Here is a 19,603-nt window from a genome sequence, read left to right on the forward strand (position 1 = left end):
CTGTGTTTGATACACAGCGGGATCTTTTTGGTCTCATTGTCAGAAGCCTTCCTCCACCACCTGGGCCTTGATGAGGTTGGTGGTGCCCGACTTGCCCAGGGGCACGCCTGCGGTGATGACCACCGTGTCTCCCGGTTTGACCAGGCCCTCCTTCCGGGCCACGTCCACCGCCAGGGAGAACATGCGGTCGGTGGAATCCACCTCGCCGGACAGAACGGGGTGCACGCCCCAGGAGATGGCCAGCTGCCGCCGGGTGGACTCGCTCTGGCTGAGGGAGATGATGTTGCAGCCGGGGCGGAAGCGGGAGATCACCTTGGCAGTGTAGCCCGACTTGGTGGGGGCCAGGATGGCGGCCGCCTTCAGGTCCATGGCGGTCAGACAGCAGGTGTGGGTAATGCCGTCGCTGATGCCGCCGATCTCAGGCAGCAGATTGCTTTCCCGGAAGCGTCTCCAGTAGTCGGTGGCCTCCTCGGCGGCAGTGACGGTTGCCACCATGGTCTCCAGGGCCTCCAGGGGATACTTGCCCGAGGCGGTCTCCCCGGAGAGCATGACGCAGGAGGTGCCGTCAAACACGGCGTTGGCCACGTCGGACACCTCCGCCCGGGTGGGACGGGGGTTGCGGATCATGGAGTCCAGCATCTGAGTGGCGGTAATAACGGGCAGACCCTTCCGGGTGGCCGCCTTGATCATCTGCTTCTGGAGGATGGGCACCTCATGGGCGGGGATCTCCACCCCCAGGTCGCCCCGGGCCACCATAATGCCGTCGGAGGCGTCGATGATGGCGTCGATGTTGTCCACGCCCTCCCGGTTCTCGATCTTGGCGATGATGTTGACCTTCTCCCCGCCCTCGTACTTGCGCAGCTCAGCCCGGATGTCCTCCACGTCGCTGGCCTTGCGGACAAAGGAGGCGGCAATGAAGTCAAAGTCGTTCTCCACCGCGAACCTGATGTCCTCCCGGTCTTTATCGGTAAGGGAGGGCAGATGGATATGTACGTCGGGGATGTTGATGGACTTGTTGCTGGACAGGGGGCCGCCGTTCTCCACCTGGCACACCACGCGCTTGCCCTCAATGCGCTCCACCTTCAGCTCGATGAGGCCATCGTCCACCAGGATACGGCAGCCGGGGCCCACCTCGTTATGCAGGTTCTGATAGGTCACCGAGACCTGGTTCTGGTCGCCGGGCACGTCGTCGGTACACAGCACGAAGGTCTGCCCCCACTCCAGGGTCACCGGGCTGTTCTCAAAGGTTTTGACCCGGATCTCAGGGCCCTTGGTGTCCAGGATGGTGGCAACCGGGGCGCCCAGATTGTCCCGCACACGCTTGAGCTTGGTGAGCTGGGCCAGGTGGCTCTCATGGGTACCATGGGAGAAGTTGAAGCGGGCCGCGTTCATACCGCCCAGGATCAGCTTGCGCAGGGTCTCCTCGTCGTCCACCGCCGGGCCAAGGGTACAGATGATTTTTGTCTTTCTCATATGCTACCTCCATCACAACACGGTTCCTTGTTATCTCCGGGACCACATAGATTTATTATACCCGATTTCACCTGTTTGGGAAAGATGGATTTTTTATCCTACCGCGAAAACCCCGGCGCCGTGGACTGTACCAGCGGCGCCGGGGTTCTTCCTTATTTGTCGTCCTCCTGCTCCGGAGGCAGGGGATGCCATGCCGGGGGTTCTCTGCGTCCCCGGAACACGCCCTTGATCCGCTCCAGCACCCCCTCCACAAAATGAAACCACAGGTTGCCCACCACAAATACCACAAGCAGGACCACCAGAAAGGCCCCTATGGCGCCTAAGGACATGTCATACCCCTCACTTCTTGGCAAACTGATTCATAAAGAACTGGGTAAAGGCCGCCAGCTCACCCTCCTGGGACACATAGACGTACAGACTCTCGTCCTCCAGCCAGTCGTAGGCGTTGATGCCGATGTAGCTCTTTTTGTCCGGATAGATGATAAATGCGTCGGTGGGGTATTTATTGCGGTAAGCCTTCAAAATCTCGGACCGGCGATAGTAGGTGGGGTCACCGCAGCCGGAGAGATCGGGCACCGTGGGCACCACCACGATGGTCTGGTCAGCTTCATTCCATCCCACGATCAGATTCCCGATTTTGGTTTTGCTGCCGTGGACAAAACCGTAGTTGAACCGGGCCACGTCCTCGGTATAGCCGAAGATGATCCGGTAATCCCCGCCGTTCTCCACCACCTGGTCAAAGAGCAGCCGCATTTTTCTGGCGTTGGCGTTGCTCTTCTCCATGTCCACTTCCGGACCCTTGAACAGCTTGCTGAAAATACCCATACCTGCTTCCTCCTGTATGATGATTGTATGTGGCTCGCTCCGTCCTGTTGGCGGACCGCAATGCCCTGCACAAAGAAATAAAGATAAATTTGCCATTTCATCTTTATTTATTCGAAAAAGAAATCCGTCTGAATCCAGGGAAAACCGTTGTATTCGGACGGATTTTCGGAACACTTTTACCGGCGCATACCCGCCAGGCAATCCACAATGGCATTGATGTGGACCTCAACCGTGCGGTCCACCGCCTCGGGCACCAGCATGGGCAGGTTCTCCGGAATGGCATGGCGGATGATGATCATGGCCAGGCTGAGATTGGTAAACAGCTGAATGTTGGCCCTATCTGCCGGAACATCGAAGCACTCCAGCAGCCGGCCGAAGAGCTGGGCCTGCTTCTCCCGGAAGGTCTGATAGCTCTCGGGAGACATCCGCCGGAAGAGCTGCTTCTGCTCCTCAATAGTCATAACTACGATGCCGTTGCGCTCACCGTAGCAGCAGGCGTGGAGAAACTGCCACACCCCCTCCCGCCAACTGAGGGCCGGGTCCTCCATCAGGCGGCGGGCATAGGCCACGACTTTGGATTGCTGAAGGTAAAGGGACTCCACGATCAGGTCCTCCTTGGTGGCAAAGAAGGTGTAAAAAAAGGTGCGCGAAATCCCCACCGCGGTGTAGACCTGCTCCACCGTGGTGTGCTGGATCCCCTGGCTGGCCATCAGCTCCAGCGCTGTGGTCATCAGCTTGACCCGGATCTGCTCCCGCTCCTCCTCTGAATAGGCGACCTTCGGCATCCTGTCCTCCCAAAATAAAAATAATCTTAATAATTTGTATTTATTTTACCATAATCAGCGGTTCGATACAAGCCTCACTTACCGCAGCTGAACTCCCAGATGGCAAGCAATTCTCTAAAAATTCTCTTCTTGACGTTTTTTTGCTTCCGTGCTATTTTCATTGTACAAATGTTGGCAACTTTGATAAGTGATGCACAAAATTCGTTGATATTTGCGTAAAATTTGCATTTCCCTGCGGGATGGAGGACGGCCATGCTGAGGATCGCCGTATGTGATGACGAAGAAAAACAACTCAATGAGATTGCAGAATTATTGGAAACCTACTTCCAGTCCCGCCACAGTCTGAAGGGCCAGGTGGAGACCTTCCGAAGCGGCGGTCTGTTACTGGATCAAGCGGCAGTTGCAGGGGGCTTTGACTTCTATATTCTGGATATCCTTATGCCGGAGCTTAACGGCATTGAGACCGGCCGCCGTCTGCGGGCGCTGGGGGAAGGCGGCGAGATCATCTATCTCACCAGCTCCAACGACTTCGCCGCCGACAGCTACGACGTCCGCGCTTTTTTCTATCTGCTCAAGCCGGTGGATGAGAATAAGCTGTTTCAGGTGTTGGACAGGGCGGTGAAGAAGCTGAACCAGCGGCGGAACAGCGCCATTGTGGTCGCCACGGCAGACGGCCCCCGGCGCATCCTGCTGGAGCACATCCGCTATGTGGAGCGGGTAGGCCGCTGCATGCGCTATTACTGTACCGATGATGTGGTGGATTCTCAAAGCATTCGGGCCTCCTTTCGGGAGATGGCCGCGCCTCTGTTGGCCGACCGGCGCTTCTGCCTGTGCGGAGCCAGCTTTGTGCTGAATTTCCAGCATGTGACCGGGGTAAGCGGCCAAACGGCTCTGCTGGACAACGGTCAGGCTGTTTCACTGCCCCGGACGGCGGCCACGGAGTTCAAGAAGGCCTGGGGCAACTACTGGCTGACGGAATGAGGGATGATGTTGAACCTGGATTTTTATCACACCATTTATATTGGGATCTCACAGGCCTTTTTGGGCTGCTTTGTGATCCTTTTGATCAACTTCCGGGAACCGGTGGCCAAGTGGCGGACCCGCTGGATCGTCACAGCGGTGCTGATTGTGGGTTCCAATCTGTTTGCGCTGCTTTTCCTGAATTTTTGGGACGTATATTATCGCTTTGGCTTTTTTACCGTAACACTTCCTTACATTCTGGTCACACTTTGGTGCTCCCAGTATCGAGGCTTTCGCGCTGTTTTCAGTATTATTACCGGCCTGTTCGTCGGCTGCATCGGAACGGCGAACGAAATGCTGACCACACTGCTTCTTCAGCACAGCAAATACTGTGAATACTATGCCTTTGCCGTACGCACCCTTTCCTTCTTTCTGATGTTCTTTATCCTGCGGCGGTTCAGCGTTACATACAAGCAAATGCTGCACCAGCTCAATCGCAGCTGGGGAATTCTCTGTCTCATCCCATTCTCCGCATTTATTGCCATGCTGTACGCCGCCAGCGAATCGGCTAATTCTCCTGTGATTATCGTGCTGATCTACGGCCTGATGATCGTAACCAGTGTCGCCTACTACCTGATGTATCTGTTTTTTGAGCGGGTACAACAAGAAAACAACGCCCGTTATGAGGCTCAGCTGTCTGCCCTGCAGGTGTCCGCCCTGCAAAGCCGCATGGAGGCGGTAAAAGCGGCTGAGGACACCATCCGCACCGAGCGCCACGACCTGCGCCACCGGCTCCTGACCGCCGCGGAACTGGTATCACGGGGAGACAGGGACGCAGCCCTGGACTTTCTGGACACCGCTCAAAAGCGGCTGGATGAGCGGAAAGTCATCCAATGGTGCCGCCCGCCGGTGCTGGACGCGGTGTTTTCCTCCTATTTTGACCAGGCCAAAAATCAGGACATCCTTGTGGAAGCACAGATCTCCCTGCCTGACACACTCCCGGTGGATGAGGGCGAATTGGCCATTGTCCTTGCAAATGCACTGGAAAACGCCATTCACGCCAATCTGAAGCTGCCCTGGGAGCAGCGGAAGATCCGCTGCAAGACGGTGGGAACCCCCAGCGTTATGCTGGAAATTTCCAATCCATGTGCCGACAATATCTGCTTTGACAGCAACGGTCTGCCGATGGCTCAAAAGGAGAACCACGGCTTGGGAATACAGTCCATCTCCGCTTTTTGCCGGAAAACTGGAGCCGTCTGCCAGTTTGACCTGACCGACGGCTGGTTCCGGTTTCGATTGGTGCTGTAAAAATCACAGCACTGCCACAGGCAGCGGAAACGGAGTGCAAAAAGCCTGGGGCAACTACTGGCTGGAGGAGCGGAACACATGGCAGAACTGTTCATCATGGAATATTTGACGGTGTTATATATGGTTATGGCCTTTCTGTTTATGGACAGCCGGTATTCCCGGCGGCGCACCATTTTCATCGTTTCCATCGTTACGCTCCTGCTCATGGCGGCGGTGGCTGCCCTATACCGGGCGGTGGATGATGTGGATACCGCCTTTTGGACCTATGCCGTGACCATCCACATCCCGCTGATCCTGCTCCTTTTCACCCTCAGCCGGTTCCGGGGGTGGCGGCTGCTTTTCCAGCAGCTCTCCGTCGTTCTGTTCTGTACGCTGATTCACCACATATCAGGGCTGATCTATTATCTGTCTGGCAGCCGCTTCTGGGTGCTGGTGCTGTCCTGTACGGCACTCAGCACCGGAGTTATTTGGTTTCTGATCCGCTTCCTGCGCCCCCTGTTTTTCCAGATACTGCTGGAGCTGAACCGTGGCTGGTGGCTGATATGCCTGGTAATGGCAACCTACTATATTATTGCCGTCTACCTGATCCCCGGATATGTAGGCTTCAATCGGAGCAGCAGCATCCTCAAACCGGCGATTGCGCTTCTGATGTTGGGGTTTTATTCCATTTTAATGTTTCTATTTTCAAACGTCCGGAAGGAGGCGGAGGCCCGGCACAGCGCACAGCTGTCCACATTACAGCTGTCTGCGCTTCAGAGCCGCATGGAGGCGGTGAAAGCGGCTGAGGACGCCATCCGCACGGAACGCCACGACCTGCGCCACCGGCTCCATGCAGTTGCAGAACTGGTATCACGGGGAGACAGGGCGGCGGCGCTGGAGTTTCTGGACGCCGCCCAAAAGCGGCTGGATGAGCAGAAGGAGGTCCGCTGGTGCCGCCCACCGGTGCTGGACGCGGTGTTTTCCTCCTATTTTGACCAAGCCAAAAATCAGGACATCCTTGTGGAGGCACAGATTTCCCTGCCTGACACACTCCCGGCGGACGAGGGTGAATTGGCCATTGTCCTGGCCAATTCACTGGAAAATGCCATCCACGCCAATCTTGCTCTGCCCCAGGGTGGGCGGAAGATCCGCTGCAAGATGGTGGGTATCCCCAGCATTATGCTGGAGATTTCCAACCCATGTGCCGGCCAGGTATCCTTTGACAGCAGCGGCCTGCCGGTAGCTCAACGAGAGGGGCATGGCCTTGGCGTGCAGTCCATCTGTGCCTTCTGCCGGAAAAATGGAGCCGTCTGCCAGTTTGACCTGACCGACGGCTGGTTCCGGTTCCAGTTAGTGCTGTAAACAGGGCAAAAGGGCCCCCGCAGCAGTAAGCTGCGGGGGCCCTTTTCTGCTTTTACCGACTATCTATGGGATGGCGCCCAGTACGGCGTTCAGGACAAATACGGCGGCCAGAAAATAGAGGGCCGGATCAATGAGGTGGGCCCGCTTCCGGCATACCATCACCACCACATAGGAGACCACGCCCAGCATGACGCCGGTGGTGATGGAAAAGGTAAAGGGCATCCCCACGATCATCAGAAAGCTGGGCAGCGAGATTTCTACATGCTTCCAGGTGATTTGGGTGATACCGCTCATCATGGACATGCCCACCATGACCAGGGGTGCGGCCAGGGCCGCGCCGGTCACCACTCCAGCTAGGGAGGTAAAGGGCAGCATACACAGGAAAAGCAGGCCGGTCACCACCGGGGCCAGGCCGGTACGGGCGCCCTCCCGGATGCCGGTAGCCGACTCCGCCATGGCGGTCACATTGCTGACCCCCAGCAGGGCCCCGGCGCAAGTGGCAGCGCCACAGCAGAGCATGACCTCCCGCTGCCCGGCCAGATCGCCGGTGGTGTCCGTCAGCTTGGCGTCCCCCGCCACGCCCAAAAGAGTACCCAGGGCATCAAAGTACTGGGAGATCAACAGGGAAAGCAGGGCAGAAAACAGAGGAGCGGGCCCCAGGGTGAAAAGTACGGTAAAGTCCAGCTCCAGCGCGGTGGGAGACAGCTCCGGTACGGTCATCACCGTTTCCGGCAGGACGGTCACCCCCAGGGGGATCCCCAATATCACCGTCAGTGCCATACCAAGCATCAGGGCCCCCGGGACCCTCTTCATCACCAGCACCGCCGTTACAAAGATACCCAGCAGCGCCAGCAAGGGCTCCGGTGCGGCCAGGGTCCCCATATCCACCAGATTGTTGTCGGCGGTGATCAGGCCCGCGTTGATGAGCCCTGAGAGGGTGAGAAAGAGCCCCACCCCGGCGGACAGGGCAAACTTGAAGGGCATGGGCAGTGCATCGTTGAGCCGCTCCCGCAGGGGGGTAAGGCCGAGGATCAGGAACAGGATGCCCGAGAGGAGCACCAGCACCAGAGCCTGCTGCCAGGTGCAGCCGTACTTCTGACAGAAGGTGTAGGTAAACAGGGTCGTAAAGCCCAGGCCGGGAGCCAGGGCAAAGGGCAGATTGGACGCCAGGCCGGACACGATGCTGCCCACGGCAGCAATGAGGCAGGCGGCCGTCATCACCTGCTCAAAGTCCATGCCTGCCCCGGAGAGCAGGCCGGGGATGACCAGGATCAGGTAAGCCATAGAGCAGAATGTGGTGCATCCGCCCCGGATCTCTCTGCCCAGGGTGGTCCCCCGCTGAGAGAGGTGGAAAAAGCCGTCCAGTTTGTTCATCTCGCCTCACCTCCTACAGCGCCGAAAGAACGTACATGGCCACAAACAGGATGGTCAGAATGTAGGTAACAACAGGGATCTTTTTCCCCTTCCCGCTGACCAGGCTGATGGCAGTATAGGAGATAAAGCCCACGCCGATGCCGTCTGCCACTGAATAGGTAAAGGGAATCATAATCATGGTGAGGAAGCAGGGCAGGGCGATCTCCACCTGATGCCAGTAGATGTTGGTGGCGTTGTGGATCATCAGCATGCCGATAAGCACCAGGGCGGGCGAGGTGGCCGCCCCCGGGATCACACCCGCGATGGGAGCCAGCAGAATGGAGGCCAGGAACAGCACCCCGGTGGCGGCGGTATACAGCCCGGTCCTGGCTCCGTCCGCCACGCCGGTGGAGCCCTCCACCGGGATACCGATGGGAGGGGCGCCCAGCAGAGGGGCGGCGGCGGTGGACAGAGCCACCGCCGTCATGCCCCGGCTGTACCGGCCCAGTCCCCCCTTTTTATCCAGCAGGTCCCCCGCCCCGGCAATGCAGATGAGGGCCCCCAGGGTGTCAAAGCACAGGCACATGGTAAAGGTGACCACCGCGGTGACCAGGGGCAGCACCCCCAGGGACAGCACCCCGCCGAAGTCCGGGGACAGCAGCAGCGGGCGCAGAGAGGCCAGGGAAAGGTTCATGGATTCCGGCGCCTGGGTCACCCCCAGAGGGAAGCCCAGCAGCGTGGTAACCACAATGCCGATGAGTATGGCCCCCTTCACCTTCCAGGCCATCAGCACGCCGGTGATCAGCAGGCCCAGGATGGCCAGAAAGGTGGCCGGAGCGCCGATCTCCCCCAGCAGAAGGGCCCCGTCCTCCGCCCGGACGATGCCCGAGTTCAGCAGTCCGATGAGGGCAATGAACAGGCCCAGTCCGGCACTGATGGCATTCTTCATGCTGGGGGGAATACATGAGATCATCTGGTCCCGCAGGGGCGTCAGGCTGATGATCAGAAAGGCCACGCCCGACAGGCTCACCACCGCCAGCGCCTGAGCCCAGGTGTAGCCCATGGTGAGGCAGAGGGTGTAGGTAAAGAAGGCGTTGAGGCCCACCCCAGGCGCCAGCATAAAGGGCAGGTCAAAGGCGGCGGAGAGAAAACAGGCCAGCGCGGAGGACAGGCAGGTGGCCAGCAGCACCCCGGTATAGTCCATGCCGGTCTGGGACAGATAGCTGGGGGTGACAAACAGAATATAGGCCACCGAGAAAAAGGAGGTCAGCGCGCCCAGCAGCTCCCGGCGGACGGTGGTTCCCCGCTCGGTCAGGTGAAACATCCGCTCCAGTAGCTTCATACGCCGCCCTCCTTCGGTTTTTCCATGCGCAGCACCACATCGGCCTGGAGAATGACAAAGGAAGAGCGCTCCGCCGCCACCCGGCGGCACATCAGCAGCTTGTCCCGCAGCTTGTCGGTCACTTCCTCCACTCCCGCCCGGATGTCCGGGTCCTCCGCCCAGGCGTGGACCACCACCCGGTCCTCCTGCAGCTCCACCCGGTGGATGGCCATATGCTTGCGGAATTCCCGGCGGTCCCTGGGGCTGGGCATATGCTCCACGTCATACAGGAAGCTGACATTGCGCTCAGCGGCGATATCCAGCTCGTCCGCCAGGCAGAGCAGGGCCGCCAGATAGGGCAGGCTCACCGTCTTGCCCGGCTCCACCTCGAACTGGGGCGGATACTCCCTCTGATCCATAAGATCGGTCTTCCGATGGCCCCGGCAGACCTGGATGACTGCCCTGGCATAGGCCTCGTTGGGGAAATCCAGCATCTGCCAATATTTTTCCAGATACAGGCCGGACAGCTCCTGATGGTGATCCCGCACCGCCCAGGCCCGGGCGGTGTCATCCGCCGGCTCCGGAAAACCCAGCACCGCCCGGAACTGCTCAAAGTCCGCCGTGGACACCCCCATACCCACATCATGAAAGAGGGCCCCCATCAGCAGCACATAGAGATCCTCCGGGGTGAGACGCTCCATCTGGCTGCCGATGAGCTGATTACACAGATTCAGGATATCCAGGGTGTGGAGCACCGTGTGGTCGGTAAAGTCGGGAAAGTAGTTCTCATACCGGCAGAGCATCCGTTGGGAGATCACCACACAGTCCCGGTACCGGCTGTGAAGCTCCGGCGCACACTGGGCCAGTCTGCGTTCGATTCCATAATCCGTCTCCATCGCAATTCCTCCCTACTCAGGATATGACATGGGCGCTCCGCCGCCGGGGGCCGTAGGCGGCCACCAGGGCCAGCACCAGTACGCCGCCCTTGACCGCCGGGAGCACATAGTAGACCACCCCCATCTGGGTCAGTCCGTTTTCCAGCACCGCCACCAGGGCCGCCCCCACCAGGGTGCCCAGGGCGTTGGGCTTTTCGGCGCCTCCCACGGAGCGCCCCACAAACACCGCCGCCAGGGAGGGCATCAGATAGCTGTCACAGCCGGAGATCTGGGCCGCTGAGTTGCGGGAACAGACCACGATGGCTCCCACCGCAAGAATGGCGGCGGTGAGCATTCCCGCCAGAAAGCGGTATTTTTTTACGGGAATACCGGAATAGGCCGCGGCGGTACGGTTGCTGCCCATAGCGTACAGGCAGCGGCCGTGGCGGGTATACTGCAAAAAAATAAAGGCAAAAGCCACGCAGGCCAGCATGATGAGAATGCACCAGGGCGCCGCGCCGATGGCCAGCGCCCCCTCGGTCCAGCCCGTGCGGAGAGGGGCGGTCCCCCAGGCGGTGGGCATACCGGCGGATACCGCGCCGCCCCCCGTCCACCACAGGCCCAGCCCCTGATGCACGAACATCAGGGCGCAGGTGGCCAGCATATCGGGCACCCGGCAGACCAGGATGAGAAACATGGTCAGCAGATAGAGCACTATGGTCAGCACCACCGTGAGGACCACGCTCATCCACAGGGGCAGGCCAAACCACAGAAACAGGCTGGCAAACAGGAAGGAGGAGACGGTGGCAAGGGTGCAGGCCGACATATCAAAGCCGTCAGGGGCCATGGTGATGGTGGCGGCAATGGCAAAAATGGTGGTGATGGACATGGACCGCAGGATGTTGACGGCATTGGCGGCGGAGAGGAAGCTCCCGCCCCGCAGCAGTGCGAACACCACAACAGCGACCCCCAGCGCGATCACCGCCGCCCAGTCCATAAAGAATCCTGCGGCCTCTTTTGGTTTCCCTGTCTGTATCACGTCCTGACCTCCCCTTCTCTCTGCTCCGTCGGAAGGAAGGGGGACTTCCCGCCCACGGCATAGTACATGATCTCCTCCTCCGAGGTGTGGGCGGCATCCAGCTCCGCCGCAACGCACCCCCCGTACAGGACATAGATCCGGTTGGCCACCTTCAGCAGCTCGCCGGCATCGGCGGAGGCGTACAGCACGCCGCACCCCGCCTGTGCCAGTCCGGCTATGACCTGAAACAGCTCCGCCTTTGCGCCCACATCCACCCCCTTGGTGGGCTCGTCAAACAGATAGAGCCTGCAGTCGGCGGCAAGCCATTTGCCTACCACGGCTTTTTGCTGATTGCCGCCGGACAGGAGCCCTACCCGCTGCTGTGGGGAGGGCGTTTTGATCTCCAGCGCTTCCATCTGGGTGCGGGCATTTTGGTCCAGCCCCTTTTGGGAGAGGAAGGACAGATTGCTCCACCGCTTCAGACCGGCGATCCCCAAATTGAAGGACAGGCTTTCCTTCAAAAAGAGGCCTTCCTTCCACCGCTCCTCCGGCACCAGTCCCATGCCCAGGGCCACTGCCTCGGCGGGGCTCCGGAGGGGAGCCGGACTGCCCTCCAGCAGGATCTCCCCGGCGGACCTGGGCAGGATACCGAAGAGGGTCTTGCACAGCTCGCTCTTCCCTGCTCCCACCAGACCGGCCAGACCCACGATCTCCCCGCGATGCACCGTCAGGGAGACGTTCCGGACGCTGTTGTCCCGGCTGGAGAGGCCGTGTACCGACAACATCTCGCCGCCTACAGGAGGTGCGCCGGGGGTGCGGCAGACAGCGCTCATCTCACCGCCCAGCATATGGGCCACCAGCTCATCGGCGGTGGTCTGGGGCGTAATGGGGCCGCTGGCGGCAAGCCTGCCGTTGCGCAGCACCGTATAGCGCTCACAGATCTCCAGCACCTCCGGCAGCCGGTGGGAAATAAAGACGATGGTCATGCCCCGGTCCCTGACCAGGCTCCGGCAAAGGCCAAACAGCATTTCCGTTTCCACCGTGCTCAAGGGGGCGGTGGGCTCATCCAGCAGCAGGATACGGCAGTTGCTGTGCAGCGCCCGTGCGATCAATACCATCTGCTTTTGGGCCAGGGTCAGCCGGCTGACCGGCGTGCGTACATCAAAGTCCATGTGAAGCTGACCCTTCAGCTCCTCCGCCCGCCAGTACACCTTCCGCCAGTTGATCCACAGGCGGCCCTTCCTCCCCAGCTCATCCAGCAGCATGTTTTCCGCCGCCGACAGGGCGGGGGCCAGGGCCTGATCCACCTCCTGGCAGACGATATGGATCCCCATCTGCTGGGCCGCCCCGGGGCTGCGCAGCTCCACCGGCCTGCCGTCCAGAAGGACCTGGCCGCTGTAGTCTGGATTGGTTCCGGCCAGTACCTTCATCAGCGTGGACTTTCCCGCTCCGTTGGCCCCCACCAGGGCGTGGATCTCCCCCGGCAGCAGCTGAAAGTCCACGCCGTCCAGGGCCTTGACGCCGGGGAATTCCACAGAAATATCCTTTGCCTGAAGTGTCAATGCGTCCATATGTCCTCCGCCTGTCAATGGGTGACCAGGAACATCAATGTAAACAGCCCCGCAATGACCCAGGTCCCCCCATTGACCTGTTTCCCCTTCCCTGCAAACACCTGGATCAGGACGTGGGAGATCACGCCGAAGGCGATGCCGTAGGAGATATTGTAGGTCATAGGCATGATGGCCAGGGTGAGGAAGGCGGGAACGGCTTCTTCTGTGTTCTGCCAGTTGATCCTCTTTGTGCAGTCCATCATGAGAATACCCACATAGATGAGGGCCGCCGACGTGGCACAGCTGGGCACCAGGGAGGCCACAGGGCTGAAAAACATAGCCACCAGGAACAGCCCACCGGTGGCCATGGCAGCCAGCCCGGTCTTGCCCCCCTCAGCGATGCCGGCGGAGGCCTCCACATAGGAGCTGACAGTGGAGGTGCCGCACACCGCGCCGCACACCGTGGCCACCGCGTCGGCCAGCATGGCCCGCTCCATATTGGGCACCTCGCCCTCTTTGGTAAGCAGATTGCCCCGGGCGCAGGCCCCATACAGGGTGCCGATGGTATCAAACATGTCCACCAGGCAGAAGGCCAGGGCGGTGGTGGCGATCAGCAGGGCCAGCTGGGCGGGATTGTGGTCGGCCAGATAGTGGGAAAAGTCAAAGCCCTCCGTAAAGACACGGCCAAATGCCGAGGCACCGAACTCTTGGAACGCTGCAAAGGGATTCAGATTCAAAGAGGCGCCAAAGTTCCCGTAGAATTCGGGAACGGTGAAGCCCAGCAGGTAATAGAGGACCGTGCCCCCCAAAATACCCCACAGAACGGCCCCCTTTGTGCCCCGGCAGGTCATCACGGCGATGGCGGTCAGGGCAGCCAGGGTCACCAGGATGGGCATCACATCTGCCCAGGCGGCGGACCCGAAGAGCAGATTGAAGGAGGCCAGGGTGACAAAGGTCTCGGAATCCGCCACCACGATACCCGCGCTCTGCAGACCGATGAAGGCGATGAACAGACCCACTCCGGCGGGGATGGTCAACCGGACCGGGGCAGGAATGGCCTCAAAGATCTTTTTCCGCAGGCCGGTCACGGTCAGAAGGACAAAGGCGATACCGTCCAGAAGGATCAGGACCAGGGCATTGGCGTAGCTCAGCCCGAAGCCCATGCACACGGTGTAGACAAAAAAGGCGTTGGAGCCCATGGCGGAGGCCTGGGCCAGAGGCAGGTTGGCCAGAAGCCCGATGAGGATGGTGCCGATGGCCGCGGAGAGGGCCGTGGCGACGTAAATGGCATAGTAGGACACGCCGGGCAGCTCGGTAAACATCCCGGCGTTTACCATGAGGATATACGCCATGGTCATAAAGGTGGTCAGTCCCGCCAGCAGTTCAGTGCGGACGTTGGCCCCCTTTTCCGTGAGATGAAACAGTTTTTCCGTCATGGCTTTCCCACTCCCTTTTCTTCGTTGCTCAGTCTCCCAGCAGCTCCGCCATCCAGGCCACGGTGGGCATCCAGCTTCGGTCGGTATAGGACTCCCCCGCCACCGTATCCAGGTTGGTGACGTTGATGCCGCCGCCGGAGACCATGTCCTGGGTCACCACGGTGGTGGGCAGCTCCAGCCAGCTGGCACACTCCCCCGTCATGGGGTCGATGATGGCGTCGTAGTCCCCCGACAGCTCCAGGGCCAGCACCCGCATGCCGAATTCCCCGTTGTAGTTCCAGTTGGTGGTGGCGCAGGCCTTCCAGGGGGAGCCCTCACGGGCCATTTTCTCGATATCTGCGTTGCAGATATCCACGCTCACCATGGGGATGTCATAGCCTCCCTGGGTCAGAGCGGTATAGACGCCGCTGGCGTACAGATCATAGCAGCACCAGATGGCGTCGATCTCCCCCGGCTGGTACTTGGCCAGGGTAGCAGCGGTGATATCGGCCATGGAGGCCTCCGCATTGCTGAAATCGGAGGGGCCGATGGTCTCCACGGTATGGATCAGCCCCGCCTCCTCATAGGCGGCGTACCCCTCCTGCCGGCGGTCAAAGGGAGAAAGGAAGTTGGGTCCCACCCAGACCTTCAGAATGTTGACCGGCTCTCCCGCCGCGGTCTTGTCCGGATAGAGCTCCTGACACACATACTCCAGCAGCAGCTGGGCAAACTGGGCGTCCTGCTGGAAGAACTGGGTCACACCCTCCAGGGTCTGGGTCTGGCCGCTGCCGTCCTTGAACTGGGTGTCAAAGGTGACGATCTTCAGATCGGGATACTGCTCCAGCAGATCTTTCAGAAAGCTGTAGGCGTAGTTCTGCCCGCCGTGGCTCAGCAGCAGGCCGTCGTAGCCAGCGGCGGCGCATTGGGCAACGGTGTCCTGCCACTGGGCGTCGGACCCGCCGCAGAAAAAGGCATCGTACTCCATGCCCAGCCCTTCCGCCGTCTCCTGGGCGGACTGGGACCACATCTGGAAAATGTCCGACGGGGCCATCTGCATGATGTAGGCCACCTTTTTCCCGGCCACCGGGGAGTCCACGGCAGCGGGATCGGGACCGGACTGGGTGGTACCGGCGCAGCCCGTCAGGGAGAGGGCACAGCAAAGGGCGCACAATCCAGCGATTTTTCTTCTCATAAACGCAGTTCCTTCCTTTTCAGGGTGCTGTACACATAGAGCGCCGCACAGGCCGCCGCAAAGGCGATCCCCACGGGATAGGCAATGGTCTGGGACAGACGGAAGCCCTCCTCCGCCATCAGAATGTAGGTGCAGGAGACGGCGGACATGAAGGTGGCCGGAAGGGCGCACAGCAGCGAATGCCAGGGCTTGGCCCCGTGGCGCACCAGGTACATGGCCGCCGCCCACAGAGTGATCATGGCCAGGGTCTGGTTGCTCCAGGAGAAATAGCGCCACACCACATCAAAATCCACCTGGGTCAGCACCGCCCCTGCCGCCAGCAGCGGAACGGTCACCGCCAGGCGCTTGGGCAGGCTGGCCTGATCGATGTGGAACCAGTCGGCAATGGTGAGCCGGGCGCTGCGGAAGGCGGTGTCGCCGGAGGACACCGGGCAAACCACCACACCGATGATGGCCAGGGCTCCGCCGAAGGTGCCCAGCAGGGATACCGAGATGTCATAGACCACGCCGGACTGGCCCAGCTCCGCCAGGGCGGCCTGCAGACCGCCGGTGGCGCCGTAAAAGGCCACGCCCGCCGCCGCCCACACCAAAGCGATGACGCTCTCGGAGATCATTGCGCCGTAGAAGATCTTGCGCCCGTTTTTCTCCGAGGTGAGGCAGCGGGCCATCATGGGGGACTGGGTCCCGTGGAAGCCGGAGATGGCGCCGCAGGCTACGGTGATGAACATATAGGGCCAGACCGGGCGGCCGTCGGGGTGAAGATTGGTCAGGGTCAGCTCAGGCAGCTGGTAGCCGCCGGCGATGAGTCCCACAATGATGCCCACGGCCATCATCAGCAGCACCGCGCCGAAGATGGGATAGAGCTTTCCGATGAGCTTGTCAATGGGCAGCAGGGTGGCCAGCAGATAGTAGGCCAAAATCACCACCACCCAGAAGCCGGCGTTCATCCACTCCGGGGTCAGGCGGGCAATGAGCAGGGCGGGGCTGGTGGTGAACACCGCGCCCAACAGCACCAGCAGGATGAGGGAAAAGACCCGCATGACCTGCTTGGCGGCGGGGCCAAGGTAGGCGCCCACGATTTCCGAGATGGAAGCGCCGTTCATCCGAATAGAAATCATGCCGCTCATGTAGTCATGGACTGCGCCCCCCAGTATGGAGCCGAATACGATCCACAAAAACACCACAGGGCCGAACACGGCGCCCAGCAGGGCGCCGAAGATGGGGCCGGTACCGGCGATGTTCAGCAGCTGAATGAGAAACACCCGCCAGTTCTTCATGGGGATGTAGTCCACCCCATCGGGATGGGCCACCGCCGGAGTGGGCCGGTCATCGGGGCGAAACACCCGCTCCACCAGCTTTCCGTAGAACACATATCCCACAGCCAGCAGCAGCACAGCACAAATCAGGGTAATCAAAAGTCATTCCTCCATTGGGTCTATCGTTACCAGCATTTTTCGATGGTCAGGACGTTCCGGCCCTGGGCATACTCATAGGACACCCGGTCCGCCATCTTTCTGACCATAAAGATCCCCAGGCCGCCGATCTCCCGCTCCTCCGCAGACTGGGTCACATCCGGCTCCGGCTGCAAGGTGGGATCATAGGGCTTTCCGTCGTCCGTAAAGCGAATAACGGCCCGGGTCCCTGTCACCTCACAGTCCACCACGGCGGCAGAAGCGCCGCTGTACCGGGCGATGTTGGAGAAGATCTCGTCCGCCGCAATATTGACCTGGGTAATTACCTTCATAGGCGCGTCATGCGCCTGAAGCACACCGTCCAGAAATTCACACACATGGGGAATGCGCTCCAGTTCGGGGGTCTCCTGAATGCTCTGCCGGGGAGCAGGCCCCTTGCGCTGAAGGGACAGCATGGTGATGTCGTCAAACTGAGGGGCGGCGCCCACAAAGCGGTCAATGTCCGCCTTAACCTCATGGAGCAGGCCCTCCGGCCCCAGGCCGTGGTTCCGGTTCAGCGCCGCCAGCATGCGGTCGGTGCCGTAGAGGTCGTTGGACCCATTGGTGGCCTCCGCCACGCCGTCGGTGTAGACGAACAAAGTGTCTCCCACGCCGATCTCCTGCTCATATTCCTGATAGCGGGCGTTTTCCATGCCTGCCAGCACGAAGCCGTGCCGGTCCTTCAGCAGTTCAAACTGACCGTCCCTTCTCCGGATGGCGGGATACTCATGGCCCGCGTTGGCGGCAGTAAGGTGGCCGGTGGAGATCTGGTACACACCCAGCCAGACCGTGACAAACATCTCGGCCTCGTTGTTTTCACACAGCTGGTTATTGACCTTCTCCAGGGCCTGCTTGGGGGACAGGCCCATCTGAACCGCGTTTTTCAGCAGGGTCTTTGCGATCACCATAAACAGCGCCGCCGGCACCCCCTTGCCGGACACGTCGGCAATGACCATGGCCAGATGGTCATCGTCCACCAGGAAGAAATCATAGAAATCGCCTCCCACCTCCCTGGCGGGGATCATGTCGGCGTACACATCAAATTCCGGCCGCTCGGGAAAGGCGGGAAAAATACCCGGCAGCATATCCGCCTGGATCTGGGTGGCCACATTCAGCTCGGTCTCGATGCGCTGGCGGGCAGAGGCGTCCGCAGCCTGCTTTTCCAGCAGGCTGCGGGTGCGTTTGGCAATGGTGATGCATACAAAGGCCATGCCCACCAGAATGGCGGAGCGGGGCAGCAGGAAGAACAGCACCGCCTCCCGGAACACCTCAGGGGTGATGGTTGCCTCCGACATATGGAACGCATCGATCAGGTTGGGGTCCCCCTCCCCCACGAACAGACTGGCAATGCCGGAGGCATACAGGCAGACCACCGAGGCCGCCAAGGTGCTGGCGGTCAGCGCCCGGGAGTAGTAGTGGCAGCTAAGGAGCACCGGGGCGATCCAGGCCAGTACGGTATGCTTGGGGATGGCGGTGGACAGCACGGTGATGCCCAGGATACAGCAGCCCATGGTAAGATACTTGAACCAGCCGCCCAGCCGGGGCATCTTGTGGATGAGAATGGTGGGCAGCAGAAAGGTAAAAATGCACACGGGCATGCCCAGATTCATGACGGCCTGGGGCACGATAAAGACACCCAGCAGGTTCAGCAGCCAGGCCAGCGCCGCGATGAGCGCCATCACCTGCAGGCACCGGCAGGAATACCGGTTGGCCTCCCGCTCGTTTTCCAAAAAGATGGGATTTACATTTGTCTTTTCCGTAGCAATCGCCTCCAACACCCCAAAACAGGCCGGGTCAGATGTCACTGTCCCGGATCAGTCACCGATATCGGTATGGCCCTGCTCGAACTCCCACTGCAGGCCATATCGGTCAATGAAGTAGAAATACCGTACCTGCCCCAGGATTTTGGCGGTGGCTTCGTTCCGCTCATCGGTCTGGCCGGGGGCCTGGTCAAAAAAGCGCACGTCCTCCGGCTGGGTCTGGCTGATCTGGTACACCCGGTAGGCCTCCGTCTCATTGATGAGCCGGGTATCGGGCATGGCCTGGATGTGGGCGAAGGCAGCCTCGATGTTGGTGACCTTCAGGGCCACATGGCGGGCGCCGCTGACGTCATTGGCGGCAAAGACCACCGGCTCCGTTCGGCCCTTGGGATAGTGGTACTGCATCAGCTCCAGGGTGAGCCTGGTGCCGGGCACGTTCACAAAGGCAATGGAGACGTCCCCCTGGGCCGCCTCGTCCACAAAGCCGCCCGCCCTAAAAAAGCCCTCGTTTTTCCAGTGGGACAGGCAGTGGTCGGGCTCTACGCCCAGCAGGTCCCGGTAGTAGTCCACTGCCTGCTCCATATCGTCCACGAAAATGCAGATATGAGACAGACCCACAATGTTGGGAAGCTCCGGCTGGATGGTGTGACTTTCGCTGCGGTTCATTGCCGGCACCTCCTTATTCAATGGTCAGGATGTCACTGAAGCCGGTGACCTCAAATACTTCCATGATGGTCTCGTTCACGTTTCGGATGATCATCTGCCCCTGCTTGTTCATCACCTTCTGGGCGGCAAGGATGACACGCAGACCGGCGGAAGAGAGGTACTCCAGCTTGGAAAAATCCAGCGCCAGCTCGGTCACACCGTCCAGACTGCCCTTTACCTCCGCCTCCAGCTGGGGCGCGGTGGTGGTATCCAGACGGCCCTCCAGGGCCAGGGTCAGCTTGGAGCCTTCGCTTGTCTTTACGATATTCAT

General features: G+C 60.4%; 18 protein-coding genes. 3 read left to right on the plus strand and 15 right to left on the minus strand.

Annotated elements, in window-relative coordinates; translation table 11 throughout:
* Nucleotides 1-39: 39 nt before the first annotated feature.
* The 4 genes from pyk to B5G34_RS14870 form a co-directional block, all read right to left on the minus strand.
* A complete protein-coding gene (gene pyk / locus B5G34_RS14860; protein ID WP_087339255.1) occupies nucleotides 40-1,473 on the minus strand; it encodes a pyruvate kinase in 1,434 nt (477 codons plus the stop codon).
* 152 nt (nucleotides 1,474-1,625) lie between these two features.
* Nucleotides 1,626-1,802, minus strand: coding sequence for a hypothetical protein (locus tag B5G34_RS18955; RefSeq protein ID WP_204245959.1), 177 nt, complete (start codon nucleotides 1,800-1,802; stop codon nucleotides 1,626-1,628).
* Nucleotides 1,803-1,812: 10 nt separating this feature from the next.
* Nucleotides 1,813-2,298, minus strand: coding sequence for a hypothetical protein (locus B5G34_RS14865; protein ID WP_087339258.1), 486 nt, complete (start codon nucleotides 2,296-2,298; stop codon nucleotides 1,813-1,815).
* Between the two features lie 176 nt (nucleotides 2,299-2,474).
* Entirely contained in the window at nucleotides 2,475-3,083 is a 609-nt protein-coding gene (locus B5G34_RS14870; RefSeq protein ID WP_087339261.1) for a TetR/AcrR family transcriptional regulator, read from the minus strand.
* A gap of 252 nt (nucleotides 3,084-3,335) precedes the next feature.
* On the opposite strand from B5G34_RS14870, the gene B5G34_RS14875 reads away from it, so the two are divergent.
* The 3 genes from B5G34_RS14875 (at nucleotide 3,336) to B5G34_RS14885 (ending at nucleotide 6,692) form a co-directional block, all read left to right on the plus strand.
* Nucleotides 3,336-4,064, plus strand: a complete 729-nt coding sequence (locus B5G34_RS14875; protein WP_087339264.1) for a LytTR family DNA-binding domain-containing protein — start codon at nucleotides 3,336-3,338, stop codon at nucleotides 4,062-4,064.
* A gap of 9 nt (nucleotides 4,065-4,073) precedes the next feature.
* A complete protein-coding gene (locus B5G34_RS14880) occupies nucleotides 4,074-5,351 on the plus strand; it encodes an ATP-binding protein (protein WP_162609495.1) in 1,278 nt (425 codons plus the stop codon).
* 78 nt (nucleotides 5,352-5,429) lie between these two features.
* Complete coding sequence (locus B5G34_RS14885; protein ID WP_087339271.1) at nucleotides 5,430-6,692, plus strand: GHKL domain-containing protein; 1,263 nt, start codon at nucleotides 5,430-5,432, stop codon at nucleotides 6,690-6,692.
* A gap of 63 nt (nucleotides 6,693-6,755) precedes the next feature.
* Here the strand turns inward: B5G34_RS14885 and B5G34_RS14890 are convergent, their stop codons facing one another.
* The 11 genes from B5G34_RS14890 to B5G34_RS14940 are packed head-to-tail and all read right to left on the minus strand — an operon-like array spanning nucleotide 6,756 to nucleotide 19,603.
* Nucleotides 6,756-8,066, minus strand: coding sequence for an NCS2 family permease (locus B5G34_RS14890; RefSeq protein WP_087339275.1), 1,311 nt, complete (start codon nucleotides 8,064-8,066; stop codon nucleotides 6,756-6,758).
* A gap of 13 nt (nucleotides 8,067-8,079) precedes the next feature.
* Entirely contained in the window at nucleotides 8,080-9,387 is a 1,308-nt protein-coding gene (locus tag B5G34_RS14895) for an NCS2 family permease (RefSeq protein ID WP_087339278.1), read from the minus strand.
* Nucleotides 9,384-10,262 carry a hypothetical protein gene (locus B5G34_RS14900; protein WP_087339283.1) on the minus strand — a complete coding sequence of 293 codons (879 nt, stop codon included), beginning with the start codon at nucleotides 10,260-10,262 and terminating at the stop codon, nucleotides 9,384-9,386. The genes B5G34_RS14895 and B5G34_RS14900 overlap by 4 nt, the downstream gene beginning before the upstream one ends.
* Nucleotides 10,263-10,278: 16 nt before the next feature.
* Nucleotides 10,279-11,280, minus strand: a complete 1,002-nt coding sequence (locus tag B5G34_RS14905) for an ABC transporter permease (protein WP_242957073.1) — start codon at nucleotides 11,278-11,280, stop codon at nucleotides 10,279-10,281.
* Nucleotides 11,277-12,830, minus strand: coding sequence for a sugar ABC transporter ATP-binding protein (locus B5G34_RS14910; RefSeq protein WP_087339291.1), 1,554 nt, complete (start codon nucleotides 12,828-12,830; stop codon nucleotides 11,277-11,279). The genes B5G34_RS14905 and B5G34_RS14910 overlap by 4 nt, the downstream gene beginning before the upstream one ends.
* Before the next feature lie 14 nt (nucleotides 12,831-12,844).
* Complete coding sequence (locus B5G34_RS14915; protein WP_087339295.1) at nucleotides 12,845-14,245, minus strand: NCS2 family permease; 1,401 nt, start codon at nucleotides 14,243-14,245, stop codon at nucleotides 12,845-12,847.
* A gap of 28 nt (nucleotides 14,246-14,273) precedes the next feature.
* Nucleotides 14,274-15,416, minus strand: coding sequence for a substrate-binding domain-containing protein (locus B5G34_RS14920; protein WP_087339298.1), 1,143 nt, complete (start codon nucleotides 15,414-15,416; stop codon nucleotides 14,274-14,276).
* Nucleotides 15,413-16,831: a carbon starvation protein A gene (locus B5G34_RS14925; protein ID WP_087339303.1), complete on the minus strand. Its 1,419-nt coding sequence runs from the start codon at nucleotides 16,829-16,831 to the stop codon at nucleotides 15,413-15,415. Before B5G34_RS14925 ends, B5G34_RS14920 begins: the two co-directional genes overlap by 4 nt.
* Before the next feature lie 26 nt (nucleotides 16,832-16,857).
* Nucleotides 16,858-18,642 carry a SpoIIE family protein phosphatase gene (locus tag B5G34_RS14930; protein ID WP_162609496.1) on the minus strand — a complete coding sequence of 595 codons (1,785 nt, stop codon included), beginning with the start codon at nucleotides 18,640-18,642 and terminating at the stop codon, nucleotides 16,858-16,860.
* Nucleotides 18,643-18,681: 39 nt separating this feature from the next.
* Entirely contained in the window at nucleotides 18,682-19,293 is a 612-nt protein-coding gene (locus tag B5G34_RS14935) for a VOC family protein (RefSeq protein ID WP_087339308.1), read from the minus strand.
* A 13-nt stretch (nucleotides 19,294-19,306) separates the two neighbouring features.
* Nucleotides 19,307-19,603, minus strand: coding sequence for an STAS domain-containing protein (locus B5G34_RS14940; RefSeq protein WP_087339311.1), 297 nt, complete (start codon nucleotides 19,601-19,603; stop codon nucleotides 19,307-19,309).

The organism is Flavonifractor sp. An82 (assembly GCF_002159265.1).
Lineage (GTDB): Bacteria > Bacillota > Clostridia > Oscillospirales > Oscillospiraceae > Flavonifractor.